An 18,582-nucleotide genomic window follows, 5' to 3' on the forward strand; every position below is an offset into this window, starting at 1 on the left:
CGGCCGACGGACAGCGCCCCCGGCAGGACGTACGCTCGCCGCATGGACACCAGGCGAGTGCTGCGTACCACCGGGACCGTGTTCGCAGCGGCCGGGCTGCTGCTCTCCGGCTGCACCTCCGGCAGCCCGGGCGTGGCCTCCGCGTCGGCCGAGCCGTCCGCGGTCCCGGCCGGGCTGCGCCCGTACTACACGCAGAAGCTGGGCTGGCGCGACTGCGGTGTCCAGGGCTTCCAGTGCTCCACGATGAAGGCACCGCTGGACTACGCGCATCCGGGCGCCGGCCAGGACGTGGACATCGCGGTGGCCCGCCGCACCGCCACCGGCCCGGGCAAGAAGCTCGGCTCCCTGGTGGTCAACCCCGGCGGCCCCGGCGGCTCCGGCATCGGCTACCTCCAGGCCTACGCGGGCATCGGCTACCCGGCGCCCGTCCGCGCCCGCTACGACATGGTCTCCTTCGACCCGCGCGGGGTGGCCCGCAGCAGTCCCGTGGAATGTCTGGACGGCCCGGCGATGGACCGGTTCACCCAGGTGGACCAGACCCCGGACGACCAGGCGGAACGGGCCCGGCTGGTGGCGGCGTTCAAGGAGTTCGCGGCGGGCTGCGAGCAGCGCTCGGCGCGGATCCTGCCGCACGTCTCCACCGTGGACGCCGCCCGCGACATGGACCTGCTCCGGGCGGTCCTGGGCGACGGGAAGCTGAACTACGTCGGCGCCTCCTACGGCACCTTCCTCGGCGCGACGTACGCGGACCTCTTCCCGGGCCGGGTGGGCCGGATGGTCCTCGACGGGGCGATGGACCCCTCACGCCCGGCGCTCGAACTCAACCGCGACCAGACGGCGGGCTTCGAGACGGCCTTCCGCTCCTTCGCGAAGGACTGCGCCAAGCAGGCCGACTGCCCGCTGGGGCAGGGCACGCCGGAGGAGCAGGGCAGCCGCCTGAAGGACCTCTTCCGCAAGCTCGACGCCCAGCCCGTCCCCTCCGGCGACCCGGGCCGCCCGCTGGGCGAGTCCCTCGCGACGACGGGCGTGATCGCGGCCCTGTACGACGAGAGCGCCTGGCCGCACCTGCGCCAGGCCCTCACGGACGCGATGAACGGCGACGGGGCCGGCCTGCTGTCCCTCGCCGACAGCTACTACGAGCGCGAGGCGGACGGCAAGTACGCCAACCTGATGTTCGCGAACGCCGCCGTGAACTGCCTCGACCAGCCGCCCGCCTTCAGCGGCCCGGAGGCGGTGGACCAGGCCCTGCCCTCCTTCGAGAAGGCCTCACCGGTCTTCGGCGCGGGGCTGGCCTGGGCCTCGCTGAACTGCACGTACTGGCCGGTGAAGGCCACGGGCACGGCCAAGCCCCTCAAGGCCCCCGGCGCGGCCCCCATCGTGGTGGTCGGCACGACCCGCGACCCGGCCACCCCGTACAAGTGGGCCCGCTCCCTGGCGGACCAGCTCGACTCGGGCACCCTCCTCACCTACGACGGCGACGGCCACACGGCGTACGGGCGGGGCAGCGACTGCATCGACTCGGCGATCAACCGCTACCTCCTGGAAGGCCAGGCCCCACCCGCCGACAAGCGCTGCTGACCCCTCGGCCCCCGACGGCGGCCCCTGGTTCGGGGCACCGGGTTGAACCCTGTAGACTTGGCGACGCTGCTGATGAGAGGCTCCCTCCGGGGGAATTCTTGTCTTCCCAGCGGTGCCGCCTTAGCTCAGTTGGCCAGAGCAACGCACTCGTAATGCGTAGGTCTCGGGTTCGAATCCCGAAGGCGGCTCCATGAGAACCCCAGCTCAGATCCTTCTGAGCTGGGGTTCTGTGGTTCAGATGACCTTGTGGTGGTGCCGCGTGAGAGGTCGGATCGCTCCTTCACTTGGCGCCGAGTCTGGCTGATCTGGGCGTGTCGGAGGATCTCCATGATCGTCGGCATGTCCGCCCCCAGCTCGTTCAGGATCGTGCCGACCGTGTGACGGCTCCCGTCGGGACCGGCCCTGGGTTCGAGATGGGGGTGGGGTCACGGACGGATCGTTGCGTTGTCTCCGGTGACGGCCATGCCGATTGTCTGTGCGGCGATAGACCGTTCACCGGACGCGGTGATCGTGACCGCACAGGCAGGGGGAAGCTGAGCGGCCAGTTCGGCAAGCAGCTGCGGATCCTCCCTTAGCGTCCGCTTGATCTGCTGGCGTAGCGCGGCTGCAGCATCGGCGTCCTCCGGCTCCTCGGCCGCCTCACGCACCGCCGCCTCCAGCTCGGCCCGTCCGGCCGGGCTCCGGCGCCGCCAGACCGCGTGCAAAATTGTGCGCCCTGCGTTCGCGGTGGCTCCCACCGCAGCGTCCTCCGCTCTGGCCATTACCCCCGCACCGTAGGCACCCAGAGCGGCGCTCAGATACGGCCCTGCCTGCTCCAGAAACTGCACGATCTCCGAACTCACAACCCACCCCTGAAATCCTGTCATCGACTGACGTCGGGGGAACAGACTAAGCTGTCCAGCCGGCGCGCATGCAGCAATTCCGTATTCACGGACCGTTGGTCGGCCGCACTTCGTGCGCGCCAAGCGAAAGCCCTCCTGCCGCTGTCGCGGCCTGGCTACGCTCCCGACTGCCAGGCCGCTGCCCAGGGAACAAAGAATTTCAAAGGAGTACTAAGGGTCAGACCGCGAAGTGGCGTATTCGGCCGCGTCGATCCTTGCGCGGATCTGTGCAACGAGCGGGTTCTCTGGGCCCAGGGTGGGTTCTATCCGGCCGAGGGCTGCGCGATAGACAGCGATCGCCTCTTGGTGTGCGCCGGCTTCCTGGTGAGTGTCCCCCAGGGTGAGTTGGCCGTTCAGGACGTCGGGATGATCTCCGAGGGTCTGCTGCCAGTGAGTGAGGTTGGCTTCGTACAGCGGCACAGCCAAGTCGGGTTGGTCGTTGGCCCGGTAGATTTCAGCCAGGTACTGCCGTTGCCTGACCGTGTCCGGGTGGGTGACACCGAGTTCCTTCTCTGCGAGCACAACGCTGTGTTCCAGCAGTTCGATCGCCCGGGGGAGGCCGGCGGACCCACCGAGGGCGCGGGCCAGCATGGCGGTGCAGTGAAGTGTTTGCGGGTGGACGCGGCCGAGGGCGGCCTCCAGCTGGGCGCGAACGCCTTCCAGGACGGCGACTGCCTGTGCCGCGTTGTCGGACTCCATATGAGCGGCGGCCAGGTTGATCCGGCTGGTGACCGTGTGCGGGTGTGTGTCGCCGAAGATGAGGCCGGCGTCGCGCACGGCGGCTTCGAGGAGCTGGACGGCGAGCGGAGCGTCGCCAACTGTGAGGTGTGCGAGGGCCAGGTTGCTTCGACACACCATGGTGTGCGGGTGGTCTTCGCCGAGTGAACGGACGCACCGCTCCAGCGTTGACTCAGAGAGAGGAACGGCCCGTGCCGGATTGTCCGTCCGGCGTAGTGCGTCGGCCAGGCCAATATAGTTGGACAGGGTGTCCGGGTGGGACTCGCCGAAGACCTGCTCGCATTGGGCGACGACGGTTTCGAACAGCGGGACGGCGCGATCCGGGTCGCCCGCCGCGAGGTATGCATTCGCGAGGCCGCTTCGGGTGGCGAGGGTGTGGGGGTGGGTATCGCCGAGCAGCGTGGCACGGTGCTTGAGGATGGTGTCGTACTGGGCGATCGCCTGGCCATCGTGGCCGGCGGCCTGGTATGCCCGCGCCAGCCCGTTCCTGGCGGTCAGGGTATGGGGATGGGCATCGCCGAGGAGGTGGGCGCTCTGCGCGGCCGCGGTCTCCAGCAATGGGAGCGAACGGGCGGAGTCTCCGGCGTCCCGGTAGGCGCAGCCGAGGTTCGCACGGACGGCAATGGTCTCTGGGTGTGCCTCGCCGTAGACCTCCTCGCACCGGGCCAGGGCCGTCTTGAAGTGCTGCGCTGCCTGGTCAGGGCGTCCGGCGGTCAGATAGGCGTAGGCAAGGTTGTTCCGGCTGGTGATGGTTTGGGGATCGCTGTCGCCGAGCGCCTGCTGCCGTTGTGCGAAGACGGCGGTGTACATGGGAATGGCGCGGGACAGGTCGCCTGAATCGAGGTAGACAGCTGCCAGACCGTGCTGGCTGGACAGTGTGGCAGGGTGAGTTGGTCCTAGAATTCGCTGGTACTGCGTGAGCGTGGCCTCATACAGAGAGACAGCGCGATCCAAGTCGCCGGACGCATGGTAGGTGCGTGCCAGTTCATCGCCGCTGACGAGAGTGTCGGGGTGATCGTTGCCAAGTATTTTACTACGCAGGGCCAAGGTTTCCGCGTGGAGTGTCACGGCACGGGCCAGATCGCCGGATTCACGGTAGGAGTTGGCAAGGTTGGAGACGACGGTCAGCGTTCCTTGATGTGAGCCGCCGAATACCTGCGCGCACTGCGCGACCATCGGTTCGAGGATTGCGATTGACTGATCGAAGTCCCCGGCTCCGTAATATGCGTTGGCCAGGTTTGCACGGACCTTCAAAGTGAGTTCGTGCTCGGCGCCGACGATTGCTTCCAAGCGGGCGAGGGCCGCCTTGAGCAGCGGAATGGCGCGGGCGTCGTGACCGAGGCCTTGGAGGTAGGCCGCAGCGCTTGCGTACCGTCCGGCGGGAAAGGTGTCAGCGTGTCCGCCAGGAGTGCTGGCGGCAAGCGAGACCAGGTGCGGGAGCAGCCGATCCCAGGCGGGGGACCGGCCAGAGTCGGGCGGTTCTCCCAGGTGGGCGACCGCAGCGCTCAGCAGCCGTTCGGCCTCTGGCCTGCCGGTTGGCGCACTGTCACCGATGGGCGTCTGGTTCCGGAGTGTGGTCTGGACGAGGCGGTGGATGCTTATCGAGTCCTGAGTGAGGGAGACCATGCAGTAGACGGCTAGCACCCCTAGGGCTTCATGAAGGTCGTCGCTGTCGTCGGTGAGGGGGGTCAGTAGTCCAACGGGGATGTCCTCGGGGGCCAGCCACGCCAATGTGGACAGGACCTGGACTGCCAGGGGGTTGCGCTCCGCGAGGGTGCTGATCGTCTGGCGCCAGATCCGGGCTACGGTGCGCTCTGGGTCTACACCTTCGGGAGCCTTGTCCAGCGCACCCATCAGCCCTCGGCGGTAACGTTCGATGCTGATCGTCGGGTTCTGCGCGAGGTAGGCGCCGGCCTGTATCAGGGCGATGGGAAGCTGCCCCAGGTCGGCTGACAGGGCTCGGGTCTCCTGTATCTGACGGTGGGTCGGTGAAGTCGCGCCGAGCACCTGGCTGCAGAGGAGATCACTTGCTGCTGCCAGGTCGAGTACGTCGAGTGCCAGCGATGCGACGGACGTCGGCCAGCCGGCTGATCGTCGGCTGGTGGCGATGACGTGGCCGTTGGACGTGCTGACGTACGGCTGCAGATCGGCCGGATTCTCGACATTGTCGAAGATCAGCAGCCACCCCGAATGCCACTGCAGCCACAACATCGCCCAGGCGACGCGATCTTCGGTAGACGCGCTGCCGGCCCACACGGGGATCAACCGCAGAGCGAGGCCGGCCAACGATTGCTCGATGTGGTCGGGCGATGCGGCGGAAATCCACCACGTCACGATGTAGTCGCCACGGTGTCTATGGGCGTATGCAAGCGCGACGGTGCTTTTGCCTACGCCACCGAGACCTCGGACGACGGCAGTTCCGGTGGTCGGCTGCCCGAGCGTGTCGCGTAGCCAGTCCAGCTCGCTGGTACGGCCGAAACACAGAGGGAGCGGCAGCAGGTTGGTGAGCCCGGCTGGTGCCTGGACATCGCGCGCAGAATTCAGCAACTCGGCCGTCAGAACGTTGACCGGACCTGTGACTGCTGTCCCGATGTGATGGGCGGCGACGGATCCGGCCCCTATCGCCTGGAAAGTGGAGTCCGTCACCGCAGGACCCGCCGACTCCTGTGGCGAGCGGTGACCGTCAACCTTTCCTTGCCCGACGGCCGACTGCGTGCTCCCATCTCATTCCCCTCTGCAGGCCGGCTGGATGTCTCGCTCTCCAGCACGGAGCGTACGTGTTCCGCATGTTGGTTCAGTATCGGCTGAGCGATGGCGAGAGGTGCATGGAATCGGGGCCTCCTCAGTCCCAGTTGTGGCCTCGGTTGGCAGGGAATCTGGAGTGGTCCGCCTTGAGTCGGATCAAAATCGGACGACTCGTAGTGAGTATGTTTCGGGTTCGAATTTCGAAGGCGGCTCCGAGGAACCCCAGGCCACATCGCCTGTGACCTGGGGTTTTCTATTGTTTGAGCATGACAAGTCCCGCCTGCGCCCTCTTCGTGAAGTGAGCGATTCGACGCTTGGGGTTGTGCCCTCCCGGATTCGGGGTCGTTGCGGCAGATACTTCGGCTCCGGAAACCGGGAGAGCGAGATGCGCCGGATCACCGTCACCGCTGGCGTCCAGCGCGAATGATCCGACGTCAGTGCCTCAGGACGTCCTCGAAGTAACCGAGTCGAGGGTCGTCAGGGGTACCGACGAGGAGGGCGCGGTCGAGCAGGATGTTGTTGTGCTCGCAGCTCGTCTCCGGGAGCATCACGCAGGCGTGGCAGGCCGCCAGGTTGATCCCGCCGATACCGGATGCCTCGGTCTCCATGCAGAGAGGGTCCGACGAACACCACTCGGCGCGGTGGACGGCCGAACGCACCGTACGACCGAGAGTCTCCGGTTCGCCTTGGGCGACCAGACCGCCAAGGCTGCCCGCCGAGTCGCTCGTCGCCGTGTACACGAGCACCCCGGCCATGTCGTCGGCGGCGTACAGGCGCTCGCGCAGGGCAGCGGCCGGGTAGCCCGCCTCCAGGCTCCACTCGTTGATGAGGACGTGGGCCAGCGTGTGCAGGAGCACCATGCGGGGGGTGGCCGGGGAGGGTGCGACCTTGCTCGGGTCGTCAGCCCTCTGTGCGAGCACCCGCTGGTGGGCGGCATGCATCCGCTCGACCCGAGCTGCCACTGCCACGCTCTTCTCCCAGGTGCCGAGCCGGTCCTCGTCCAATCGTAGGAAGACTCCCTCACCCCGCACCTCCATGGCCGGAAGCCAGCGCAGGGGACGTTCCGAGAGGGGCATCTCCGCGGAGTCCGTCGTCGACCCGGCATCGACGAGCCGGGTGAACGCCTTCAGTGCGCGCACCTCGCGTAGCTTCTTGACCAGCATCGGACCGGTGACGCCGAGCGGGTCGAGCACGCTCTGGTCGCCCAGCGGGGCTTCACAGACGAACTGCTCGTCGTGGGAGTGGTCGCTCTCTTCGTTGCCCGCTCGGAGCCGCTCGTACTCCTTGTTGCGCAGGGCGAGGTAGCGGTGCTCGAAGGTAGGGGCCGACTCGCTGTCGGGGTCCTCCTCACGCTCCGCGGCGAGGAGTGCCATCACCTCGTCCAGCGGCATCGGACACTTTCCCGCGAAGGCACCCTTGAGGTAGATCTCGACGTGCTCCCGTGCGTCGTACTCGCGGAGGGCTGCCCAGTGCTCGGCGAGCGGATCCGACCGGCCGTCGCTCCACGGCGGGATGGAGAGAGCCGACTTCAGCACGGGCTGCCACAATGCCGACGAACCTCGCTGAAGTGTGCGCAGAGCGAGTCCGCACCCCTGAGCCGGAACGGACGAACCGAGCCACGGGCGCGTTCCTTGACACCGCAGGCCCAGATCCTGGAGCGCATTCCTGCGGAAGGAACCTTCCATCGAGACCTCGGGAACCTGCCCGCAGGTGCAGGAGACGAGAATGGAGCGGAGTGAAGATGTGCGTCCTGACGTGCGCATCTTGAGCTTCCCACCGCACTGCGCCGGCCTCGCGGCGCCACGGTCCGTGGAGCGGTGCAACCACTGCCAGTACGGGAACTCGTCGAGGTGGCCGGCCTCGCAGGCGGCGACGAAACGGGAGGGGACCAGGTCGACCTCGCACGTGTTGCAGATGCTCCGGCCGGCAGGCGGGTTGAAGTCGCGATGCCGTTGCAGGTCGTTGCACTCGGTGCAGAAGTGCATCAACGGGAATCGTCGGACCCGGAGACCGTCCTTGCTGGTGTCGTCCGAAGCGGGTGGCAGTCGGAAGGAATCGACGTCGAGGACCCGGGCCAAGCGCCGTTCGTGGATCTTCGGGGACTCGTCACGGCTCCAGCTCTGCTCGGCATGGTCGAGTCCCGAGACGATGAAGGACTCGTGGTCGACTGCGATGAGCGACCCGACGCCGTACGTGGTGATCACCTGGGCGCGGCGGACCGCACCACGCCGCGGGAGGTTGTGGGCCGGTGCGGTTCCGTAGGCGCCGGTCCGTCGACGGCGGGCGGGGGGCGGGGTCATCGGGTTCCCTCCATGAACAGGGCCGTCTCGGCGTCCACGTCGCGCAGGCTCCACAGCGTGGGCCATGCCTCGGCATTCTGAGATTCGTCGTCGTACGCCTTCAGGAGCGAAGGGGCATGCCTCCCCTTAGGAGGCTCGAACAGCAGGCCGGGGTGGTTGTCGGCCTCGGTGCACCACCACTCGACGAACTCGTCGAAGGCCTGCGACACGATGCCGGCCTCCTCCCCGGCAACCGCCTCCACGCGTTCCAAGAGGATCGACTTGATACGACCCCGGAGCACGGGTTCGTACGCCTCGACCCGGCCGGCGCCGTCATTCGGTCGAGCGGCCGGAATCATGATGCGGGCGAGGGCGACGATCACCGCGTGCAGGCCCCGGTCGCGGGCACGGGCGGAGAACGGGGTGACGGAAGTGGACTCGACCTCGCGGTACAGGGCCGAGTGGAAATGCTGGAAGCTCTCGTAGTGGGAGCGGTCCCGGGACCTGGTCGAGTTGAACATGACCGCGACCAGCCCCGGGTGGGCACGGCCGACTCTGCTGGTGGCCTGGATGTACTCGGCGGTCGTCTGTGGCTGGCCCATCACGGCCATGAGACCGAGACGGTCCACGTCCACGCCGACCGCGATCATGTTGGTGGCCAGGAGGACGTCCACGGTGTCGTCGCCGGGCAGCCGCCTCTCGATGCCCTTGAGGCGGCTGGGGATCTCGCTGGCGTCGATACGGCTCGTCAGTTCCGAGTAGTTGGCGACCGACCGGACTTCCACCCCCTCGCGCTCGGCGAGTACTTCCAGATAGGCCACCACGTCGTCATGGACCTGGAGTTCGGCTGCGGACAAGAGTCGGAGGCTGTTGAAGTAGCCGACGAGGCTCCAGTACGCGTCGCGCACCTCGTCCTCCGTCTCCGCCTGCTTGGCCCGGTGCAGCAGAGTGGCGTACGTGCGGATCAGGAGGGTGGACTGGCTGGTGCCGGGGGCCAGGAGGCCGACGTAGCGGCGGCTCGCCTTCTCCTCACGTGGGGTCTCCACGGCGAACCACGAGTCGCGGGCGTCCAGCCCGGCGGGCGGGAACTGCCGCACTTCGCGGGCGAAGAGGTGGCGCCCCTGATCGGCGGCGCGACGGATGGTCGCAGTGGAGGCGATCACCTTGGGCCGGTCGGCGAGTGCGTCCACGGCGGTCTCGTAGAGCCCTGTGAGCGTACCGAGCGGTCCGGAGATCAAGTGGAGTTCGTCCTGGACGATCAGCTCCGGGGGCGGAGTGCCGCCCTCCGGGGCGTCGTCGCGGTTGAAGAGCGCGGAGGTCGCAGGGCGCCATGGCATCGACGCGAACTTGTCGACGGTGGCGATCACCAGGGTCGGCCGTGCGGCGTACACCGCCTCGTCGATCAGATGGACGGGCAGGCCGTCGGCGAAGTCGCAGTCCGCGCCGGGGCATCGGACGTGCATCCGCCGGGCGTCCACATCGGCTTCGTAGTTCCGCGCGTCGAGGCGGGTCCCGCACCAGGGGCAGGCGTGCAGCTGAACGGGATTCTCGGTGGCGAGTCGCTTGTCGAGATTCCTCTGCAGCTCGTCCAGCTTCTCTCCTGCCACGGCCAGCTTGTTGGGGGTGGCCGAACGTCCCACCCACATGCCGACGGAGAACTCCTCGTGGCCCAACTCGGGCGTTCGGCGCCGCATGCGCTCCATGGCGCAGAGCAGAGTCGCGGCCCGCTCGAACTGCTGGAGGGTGAGCAACCGCAGTGTGTAGCGCATGAGGACGGTGACACCGCCGCCGTCCTCTCCCTTGCGGATCCGACGCAGGAACGACGTGAAGGCGATCAGTCCGAGGTAGGCCTCCGTCTTGCCACCACCGGTGGGGAACCACAGCAGGTCGGAGATCTGCCGGTCGGGGTGCTCGGGATCGTCGATGCCGGCCAGACACAGCAGCACGAATGCGATCTGAAAGGGGCGCCAGTGGCCAGTGGCCGGATCGGGGGCCCCGACCCTGCCGTCCTTCACCCACTTGCTTCGGGCACGCTGGTCTGCCATGGCGCGGTTCGCGAGACGGAACGCGTGCATGAGATCGGGCTTGGTCCGCAGCAGCTCGATTCCCTCACGGATTCGGTCGAGCGCCTCGACACAGGCTTTCACCTGATCCCGCGCGGGCTTCTCGTGAGCGCTACCGGTCAGGGCATCCGCTTCGGCGGACTTGCCGTCGATCCATTGAGCGTAACCCGCGGCGAGACCTTCCAGAGCGGCCAGGAGCGCGCCATCGGACTGCTCGGCCAGCCCGAGCATGGACAGCGCCGAACTGTCGATCTCCGGGTTGGAGTCGGTGAGCAGCACCTCCACGGTGGGCACGAACTGGCTTCGCACCTCGAGGACGGCGGGCGTTTCGGTCTCGGTCAGACCGATCGGTTGGGGGGTCCAGTCCCACTCGGCGGCGCATCCGTGACCGACCGCGAACGTCGGGGCGTGTCGGTGCAGCAACCGACTTGTGGCGATCTCGGGGTCGTGGGTGGCGGCCGGGGCCGGACGTTCGACGAAGGCGGTGGAGCCGTCGGCGGCCCGGACCGTCAGACCACACTGGAACAGGGAGAAGGCGTCCTGAAGATCCCGCTCGCCGATCTTCTGGCTGTTGATCAGTGTGACCGTGACCGTGACCGTGTCGTGGACCGGATCGACGGGCCGGACGTTGACATGTAGTGATGCCTCCGAAGTGAGCTGGATCGTCATCCTCGGATCCGATCGGGTCACGTCGATGTGCTGGTCCGGGAGGTCGAGCTCCCTGCGCCGCCACTGCTCCCTCTGGTCGGCGGTGGTGCGGGCCTCGGCGCGGCGAGCCGGGACGGGCGTGCCGTCGGAGTCGGTGGGTACGTAGGCAGCCGCCCGCGCAGAGATCACGATCACTCTGCTTATGGTGGGGCGGACCGCGAAGGTGAGGCCCATCGAGGAAGGACGCCGGTCCCCTGACGCGCCCACCTCCTGCGCGGTGCCGGACTCCTCGCCCTCCCCCCGGTTGAGCAGAGGGGCGGCGTCCAGGCCGTTCTGCTCCTCCTCGTCCTCGTCCCTGCGTTCCTTGGCTGCCCTGTCCACTGCCTGTGGATAGAGGACGCCGGCCAGGTAGCGGTCGATCGGTGCGTCCTGGGTGAGCACCTCGTCCCGATCGTCCGGCAGGGCCTCCGGGGCAGGGCCGAGAAGTTCACGGCGAAGCCCCACCAGTAGCTCCTCGTCCCGGACCCGGTAGTGCTCGGAGTGGGGACCGGCCACCTGTGTCATGAGCGCTGCTCCTCGTAGTCGTGGGCTCTCCGGTACCGGCCGATGCCGGTGATCCGCGGGGCGATCCACACACCGCGCTCACCCAGTCCGGCGTTCGTGCCGGCGGCGGTGCTGCCCGTCACGGTCTCCAGGGTGTCGATCCGCAGGCCACGGATCTCGTCGGGCCACCAGGGGTCCCAGGTGCGGTTGACCTTCTGTACCTGGAAAAGATCCTCACGGAACCGCTGCGAAGCCTCCCCGATCTCCATGCCGTCGTGCATCAGGGCGTACGGCGGACTCTCCGACTCGCCCATCGGCATGTCGTGGCGCTTGCGCAACAGCACCTCCTGGCCGGGCCGCACCCGTCCCAGGAGATACGCCTGGGCGGCGACGGCGTCGCTGCGGTGGCCGGGCGGGTCGTCACGGCAGACGTCACCTGCCTCGGCGACGATCCCGTACCTGTCGTACGACCGCCACGACCCGAGGTAGCGGCGGCCGTTGCGCCGGTTCCCTGCTCGTTTGAAGTGCGGCAGTTCGGGAGGGGCCACGTGATGGAGATCCTGGCGAGCGCGCGTCATGGCCACGTACAGGGCGCGGGCTTCGGCGGGAAGGTCCAGCTCCCCCTGGTGCTGCTTGTGGAGCTCGGCGGTGGTCGGTGGAGTCAGGACGATCACCCGGTCGAACTCCAGGCCCTTCGCGCGGTGCACCGTCGAGACGACGATGCGGGCGCTCTCCGGATCGGCTGCTTCGTCGGGGAACCTGCCGCCGGCGACCGCCTGGCGCAGCCGGTCCAGATCGAGTACCCCACGCCCCGCTCCGCGCGCGACCTTGCGTAGCACCGTCCACAGGGAGGCGGCGTCGGGGTCGTACGGAAGAGGGATGTCCGAGAGAAGCGTACGGAACCGGTCCTCGGTGAGGCCCGTCGCCTCCGTGCGACGCAGGAGCTCTGCCACCCAGCACGGCACCGGACGCTCCTCCAGCGGACGCCGTATCCGGTGGTCGATGCCGTGCGCGTGCAGCAGCGCGGAGATCACGAGGGCCTGCCGGTTGTCGCGGGTGAGGACAGCGCAGGTGTCGGAGAGGTTCCGTAGACCGTCCAGGGTGAACTCGTCGCCGAGATCACCCATGCCGTTCGCCGGGTCCAGCAGCAGATCGCGCAATTCGTCGTAGAGCCGCCCGGCCTCGTCCGGATCGGAAACCCGTTGGAGAAGAGGTCCGTGCGCCAACGCGATCCCGGCCTCGGCCGTGCCGGCCCGGAAGTTCCTCGTGAGACGCAGCTCGACGAGATCGTCGGGGTAGGAGCAGCGCAGCCAGTCGAAGAACCGACCGGTCTCGTCGGCGCGCTCGCCCGGGTCCTCGATCTGGAAGCCGTACACGGACTGGGCGGCGTCTCCGACGACGGTGAAGCCGCAGCTGTCCTGGTACCGGTCGAGGAGCGCCTCCACCAGTTCACGGCGCCCGCCCAGCAGGTCCTGCACCTCGTCGATCACGACATGGGCCGGGGGTACCGTGTCGCCGGCCTCCAGCGCGCCCTTCTCGATCGCGCGGGTCGCGGCGGCGATCCGCGCGTCGAATCCGACCGCACCCCATTCACCGTCAGGGTCGGCTTGAAGGAGCACCTCATAGGCCCACGCGTCGAAGGTACGGGTGCGTACCCGGTGAGCTCGTTCCCCGTGTCGGGAGATCCGTGTGCGCAATTCCCCAGCCGCCGCTCGGGAGAAGGTGAGCACCAGGATCTCGGCGGCTTCCAACGCCTGCTCGGGGTCCTCGGCACTGCACAGCGCGTCTAGCCGGCGAACCAGGGTGTGGGTCTTCCCGGTGCCTGCGCCGGCCGTGACCAGTACGCGGGCATCCCAGGGTTGCCCGACGACGGCCAGCTGCTCGTCGGTGAGCGGAGGGCTGTCCTGGTAGATGTCGGTCACTTCCGGCTCCAGAGGTGCTCGAACTGGGTGAAGGCGAGGTTGGTGTCGAAGTTGGCGACGTTGTCGCTGACGTTGAGGACCAGGCAGCTGTCCTTGCCGCCGTTCCGCGGTCCACGCAATCCGCGGCCGATCATCTGCTGGTACACGTTGGTGCTGTAGACCGGTCGTGCGACGACCACGGCACGAGTGGCGGGTGCGTCGAACCCCTGGGTGAGCACGCCGTAGTTGGTGAGAACCCGGATACGACCGCTGCGGAAGTTCTCGATGCGCGTGCGACGGTCCTGAGCACTGGTCGTCGAGTCCACGGCAGCGGACGGGACGCCGCGGTCGTTGAGCATGGCCGCCAGGTACTTGGCGTGATCGACTGAGGTGGCGAAGAGCAACGTCGGCCAATCGTCCGGCAGAGCAGCCACCGAGTCCACGATGCGCCGACTGCGCGTGTGGTCGTCGGCGAGTCGCTGCTCGGCGGAGCGGGAGAGCATGGCCATGCGGTCGGCGTGGGTCTTCTCGTCCTGCGTGAGCTCGATACGACCCCCCTCAAGGGTGCGGTGCTCGACCTGTGCGAGCATGCCCCAGTCCTGGAGATCGCGATACGGGTCGCCCGACGGGAAGACGCCCTCGTCGAGTCGCCGATTGCCGAAGCGTCGGACCAGGCGGCGGGTCTCTTCCTCGTTGGTGTTCCGGAACGGCGTGGCGGTCAGGCCGAGCAGGTGCCGGCCCGTCTCATACTGGGTGAGTCCCAGCCGGCCCAGGATCTCGGTGTATCGCTTGGAGATGGCGGTGTGTGCCTCGTCCACGATCACCAGGGCGGCCTGACGCAGCCAGGCGTACTGATCGGTGCCCAGGCACCGTTCCAACTTGGCGTCGGTGGCCACCACCAGATGGGGGTGGTCCACGACGTCACCCACCTCGTTGGTACTCCACAGCCGGCTGATGGTGAGCGGACGTTCGGCACCGACCTTGCTCCAGACGAACTTCCAGCTCTGGACGGCCTGCTCGCACAATTCCTCGGTCTGTGCGATCCACAGCAGTGGACCTTTGAGGTCCCCGACTCGTTTCACCCAGCGGATCACGGCTTCCGCGGTGACCCGGGTCTTGCCGGCGCCGGTCGGCAGCGACAGCATGCCGCGCTGGGGGGCCAGTCGGTCGAGCATGGTGGAGATGTTCCGTACCAGGTCCTCCTGGTACTCGTGGAGACTCGGGAAGTCCCGAGGGCCCTCGACGGTCTCGAACGGCGGTGGGGACGGGGTCTTCGAACCGGCGAACGCGATCGGCAGCCTCAGCTCCGAGACGAACGCGATGGCCGCGGACGAACCTCCGTATGCGACAGGGGCACTGGGGAAACGGGCCTGGACGTCTCTGGCGTGTTGCTGGAGCACACCGTCACCGTGCGCGTTGAACGCCATCTGTGCGATGCGACGCCCGGTCGGCTCCACTCCGTCGGTCGACTGGAGTTCGGCCTCCATCAATCCCTCGGGGAGGCCGGCGCGAAGCGCATCCGCGCCGATCAGCAGCTCGATCTTGGTCACCACGTCCGCGGCTTCGCGTACCGCCTTCTGTGCCGCCTTCAACTCGCCGTCGCGTTCCATACGGTCCTGGTGATCGAGCACCGCTCGGCAGCCGGCAGCGCCGAGGCCCAAACCGAGCTCGCGGTCGATCAGGCGCAGCATCGGCTCCGGGGCCAGAGGAACTCGGAGCTTGACGGTGCCGTCCTGGCGAACGGCGTCCAGGGGGGAGGCGTGCGTGCCCTTGGGCGTGCGGGTGACCTCCTCCAGTTCGCTGCAACGTTGCACCATGCTGCTCCGGTTCGAGCTGTTCAGGCGCTGCCGCAGGGCAGGGAACAGCTCGACCAGCGCCACGGGGTCGCCGACCGGTACCTCACGGGTCTCCAGACTGATCACATCGGCGTAGCGGAGCATGCCCCACTTCTCGATCATCAGCTCGGCGTCGTCGGTGGTCGGTACGAGCAGCGCCGGGAGTTGCTCGGCACGCAGCGCCTGGTACTGGGCGCTCCCGACGGCGACGGTGATCTCGCCGTCGGGCCGGGTCTCCCAGGCGTCACCGATGCGACACCGGGTCAGGGAGTCCTCGGGGAAGTCCGCCCCGAATCGGGTCAGCATCACGTAGGTGGCACCGACGAAGGAGTCGTCCGTGCTCCGGGCCACCTCCTCGAGGAGCGCGTCCCAGCGGTCGGCGGGGACCTCGTCGACGGTGGTCGGGAGGCGCAGCCTGCGGGCCTTCTCGGGCGAGATGTCGGCGACCGGCAACACATCTCGGTAGCCGGCGAGCTGGGGGCCGACGGCCTCCTTGACAGGCTTGATCCCCTGGGAGGTGGCGATCGTGCCGAACTTCCTCAGCATCCATCGGATCGGGGAGGGTACGGCCTGTCGTGTGTTGGTCTGGGCGCCGATCTGGCGTGTCCAGTTGTCCACCACGGCGTCGTCGGGCAGCACCTTCAGGAAGGCGGCACGGGATTCCTCGGAGAGGGCGCGGAAGAGATGGAGCGGGCCGCCGATCGCGGCGCCCTCGACCTTCATCCGGCTCAGCGCGGGGCGAGGGGCGCGACTGTCCAAGCCGCGCAGGTAGGAGGCGTGGAGGGCTTCGCGGTACTCCACGAACCACGCCTCGTCTTCCTCGGGGCGGACCCCACCGGACGGCCGTTCGCGCAGGCCGACCTGTGAGAAGAAGGGGGTGTCGTCGGAGTGGAACGCCATGTCGACAGCGATGGCGGGGTCGCGCTTCGCATCGACCACGACACCCGGCAGCATGCAGTCCTCGACCGGCCGGAAACGACCGTCGGCGGTGCGTACCCGGAGAGCCGAGCGCGGAGTGGGCACCTTCTCCAGGACGGTGTGGGCCAGCCGACGTACCCCCGCCTGACGGAACAGCTCCCAGAACCGTTCCCAGTCGGAGTCGCCGTAGTGGTCGAAACCCTGATCGAGGACGCTGGCGAACCGGCCCTCGACATCGGCCTCCCGGATCCCCAGGACGTTGAGGGCGTGAGCCAGCGACGGGTCCTGGGCGAGCTCGTCGACCACGTACACCAGGGTCTCGCGCAGGCCGCCCTGGGTGGCACGGCGGAACACCCTGCCGTGTACGGGCGCGACGAGACCGTGCTCTTCGGTGAGCACGACATGGGCCTTACGGGCCTCGTCTGCATAGGGGGAGCGGTTCTCGATCATGTCCGCGAGGATGCGGACGGCCACCGCCGACGCCTCGGGGGTGCCGCTGCCGACCAGAGCCTCGAGCCATTCCCGGACACCGGTCCGCTCATGCCCGGCCGCACCGAGGATGTGCTCGACCTTGCCGGAGCGCAGGGCGTCCGCCTCGACACTCGGGTGAAGCCAGTTCGAGGGGCGCCCGGGACTCTCATGCCACATCCGAAGCCACTTGGACAGTTTCTTCAGGTCCCTGTCGAGGCGCGGGTGGATCTTCAGTGTCGTCGGGATGCGCAGGACGCCTTCCTGGTCGGGCAACGCCGGCCGGTCCGCGGTGCGGGCCCAGATTTCTCGGGTCAGGAATTCGTCGGCCCAGCTGATGGCCTCCTTGGCCCGGCCGGGCAGCAGGGGGAGATAGGCCGCAGGGTCCTCGTCGGGCGCAAGGGCGGGGAGGGAGTCGACGACCAGCTTTGCCGACATCCGGATCATCTCCTGGTTGAAGGGAGAGGAGTCGAGGAGGTTCTGCCGGTCCTCGTTCGTCTTCCAGGCACCGTTGAGGATCCCACTCAGCGACATCTCGTACTTGGTCGGGAAGAAGGACCAGAACGTGCCGCGACCACGTGCACGCGGGCTGACGTACAGACCGCTCTCCGGGTCTTTCTCCAGGGCGGGGACGGCCCAGGCGAGGTCGAGTGAGAGCCGGTCGTGCAGCTCGCCGGCGTCCGCGCGAGCACTGGGACCGGGTTCGTGGGTGGTGGTGAACACGCGCCACCGGTCGGTGGCGACGGATTTCCCGGTCCGCTCCTCGACCAAGGTGTGCAGGTCGCCGGCCCGCCGGGCGGTCAGTGTCCGACGCGCCATGGGCCGCGGCCGGCGGTCCTCCAGCACTACTTTTGCGACGTGCGGAGAGAAGAGCTGGAAGCCGACCGGGAATTCCTCGCGGGGCTCGCCGTGGTCCTTGCCACGTCCGCCGTGCATGTCGCGGCCCAGCCGGTCGTCCGCCTTCGGGAGCAGGGGCAGACGGACGACGGTGGTGGCCCAGTTCAGCAGCTCGTTGAGGACGTGGTCGGAGGCACGCTCGGCCTGCACGTCGAGAGGTCGGGCCATCCGAAGCACGGGCGCATCGAACTCGGGGCCGTAGCGCGCCGTCACGCCGGGCACCGACCTGATCTGCTCGTACGACCAGGAGCGGTCGAATCCGAAGCTTCCGGTGCTGCTGAAGAATTCGGGGGCATCGGTCACCACGAGGACTGATTTGACACCCACTCCGAAACGCCCGATCTGCCCGCCGCGTTTCTTCGACATGCTCATCCGAAGAATTGTCTCCGCGCCTTCCGGGGTAACCGGATTACCCTCGTTCGCGCAGTAAAGGTGGGTTTCCGTGAGGATGACGTAGACCCGCCCGTCCGACTCCCCGGCCATTTCGTCCGCCGCGTTCTGGACGAGCTCGAAAAGCTGGCGATCGCCATATCCGCCCTGGGTGATGCGGCGCTCTCCATTGGCGTGCTCGGCCACGAGACCGGGGTCCACGGCGTAGGTCTGCAGGACGCGCGAGGACTGTTCGAGAACGGTTTGAACGACCGAAGAGGACGATGACGGCACTGCTTCTGCGCTCCTGGGTGGCAGGGATTCGGATGAAAGAGCGGACACGGGCCGGCCGGCCCGTGTCCGTCGGGGCGCTGGGCGTTGTTTCCACAATGCCTTCGTGGAGCGGAGGGCCCGTCGCTAAGGCACAGTTTGTTGCGAGACCGAGACTTGAAGGCCTTTGACGTGCTGAATCAAGCCGCGGAAGCGGCCTCGTCAGGAACGTCCGGCAGGCCTTGGACCCACTCCGCCAGTACGGGGAACCGGTTGGTGAAATCCTCCTCGGTCAGGTCGTATGCGTGAAGGATCCGGAGGATCGCGGCCTTGCTTTCAGCCGTCCTGATCGCCAGTTCGAATGCACTCGACTCCCGGAACGAGTCCAACGATTCGCTGTCCTGCTCATTCTCGTTCACTTGATCCACCCCTGTTCGATTTTATCCTGC

The 18,582-nt window shown here is 67.9% G+C and carries 8 protein-coding genes and 1 tRNA gene; 2 read left to right on the top strand and 7 right to left on the bottom strand.

Features of this window, described 5'->3' with window-relative positions:
- The first annotated feature begins 42 nt into the window (after window positions 1-42).
- Window positions 43-1,578 (top strand): alpha/beta hydrolase, encoded by a 1,536-nt coding sequence (locus ACFVXK_RS16050; protein ID WP_389612130.1) that lies wholly within the window; start codon window positions 43-45, stop codon window positions 1,576-1,578.
- Window positions 1,579-1,692: 114 nt separating this feature from the next.
- Window positions 1,693-1,769 (top strand) — tRNA-Thr (locus ACFVXK_RS16055).
- 234 nt (window positions 1,770-2,003) lie between these two features.
- Here the strand turns inward: ACFVXK_RS16055 and ACFVXK_RS16060 are convergent.
- From ACFVXK_RS16060 to ACFVXK_RS16090, 7 genes are all read right to left on the bottom strand, one after another.
- A complete protein-coding gene (locus ACFVXK_RS16060) occupies window positions 2,004-2,420 on the bottom strand; it encodes a hypothetical protein (protein ID WP_389612131.1) in 417 nt (138 codons plus the stop codon).
- Between the two features lie 210 nt (window positions 2,421-2,630).
- Window positions 2,631-5,843 carry a tetratricopeptide repeat protein gene (locus ACFVXK_RS16065; protein ID WP_389612132.1) on the bottom strand — a complete coding sequence of 1,071 codons (3,213 nt, stop codon included), beginning with the start codon at window positions 5,841-5,843 and terminating at the stop codon, window positions 2,631-2,633.
- Window positions 5,844-6,376: 533 nt separating this feature from the next.
- Window positions 6,377-8,242: a DrmB family protein gene (gene drmB, locus ACFVXK_RS16070; protein ID WP_389612134.1), complete on the bottom strand. Its 1,866-nt coding sequence runs from the start codon at window positions 8,240-8,242 to the stop codon at window positions 6,377-6,379.
- A complete protein-coding gene (locus tag ACFVXK_RS16075) occupies window positions 8,239-11,496 on the bottom strand; it encodes a helicase-related protein (protein ID WP_389612135.1) in 3,258 nt (1,085 codons plus the stop codon). The genes drmB and ACFVXK_RS16075 overlap by 4 nt, the downstream gene beginning before the upstream one ends.
- Window positions 11,493-13,397, bottom strand: a complete 1,905-nt coding sequence (locus tag ACFVXK_RS16080; RefSeq protein WP_389612136.1) for a UvrD-helicase domain-containing protein — start codon at window positions 13,395-13,397, stop codon at window positions 11,493-11,495. The genes ACFVXK_RS16075 and ACFVXK_RS16080 overlap by 4 nt, the downstream gene beginning before the upstream one ends.
- Window positions 13,394-18,157: a DEAD/DEAH box helicase gene (locus ACFVXK_RS16085; RefSeq protein WP_389612137.1), complete on the bottom strand. Its 4,764-nt coding sequence runs from the start codon at window positions 18,155-18,157 to the stop codon at window positions 13,394-13,396. Before ACFVXK_RS16085 ends, ACFVXK_RS16080 begins: the two co-directional genes overlap by 4 nt.
- A gap of 176 nt (window positions 18,158-18,333) precedes the next feature.
- The gene (locus ACFVXK_RS16090) at window positions 18,334-18,552 is read right to left on the bottom strand and encodes a hypothetical protein (RefSeq protein ID WP_389612138.1); all 219 of its coding nucleotides are present in this window, start codon (window positions 18,550-18,552) and stop codon (window positions 18,334-18,336) included.
- Window positions 18,553-18,582 lie beyond the last annotated feature (30 nt).

This window comes from Streptomyces sp. NPDC058157 (genome assembly GCF_042884105.1).
In the GTDB taxonomy this organism is placed as follows: Bacteria; Actinomycetota; Actinomycetes; order Streptomycetales; family Streptomycetaceae; genus Streptomyces.

Coding starts and splice junctions, on each gene's coding strand:
- drmB (WP_389612134.1), bottom strand. CDS start 8,242: ATGACCCCGCCCCCCGCCCGCCGTCGACGGACCGGCGCCTACGGAACC.
- ACFVXK_RS16075 (WP_389612135.1), bottom strand. CDS start 11,496: ATGACACAGGTGGCCGGTCCCCACTCCGAGCACTACCGGGTCCGGGAC.
- ACFVXK_RS16050 (WP_389612130.1), top strand. CDS start 43: ATGGACACCAGGCGAGTGCTGCGTACCACCGGGACCGTGTTCGCAGCG.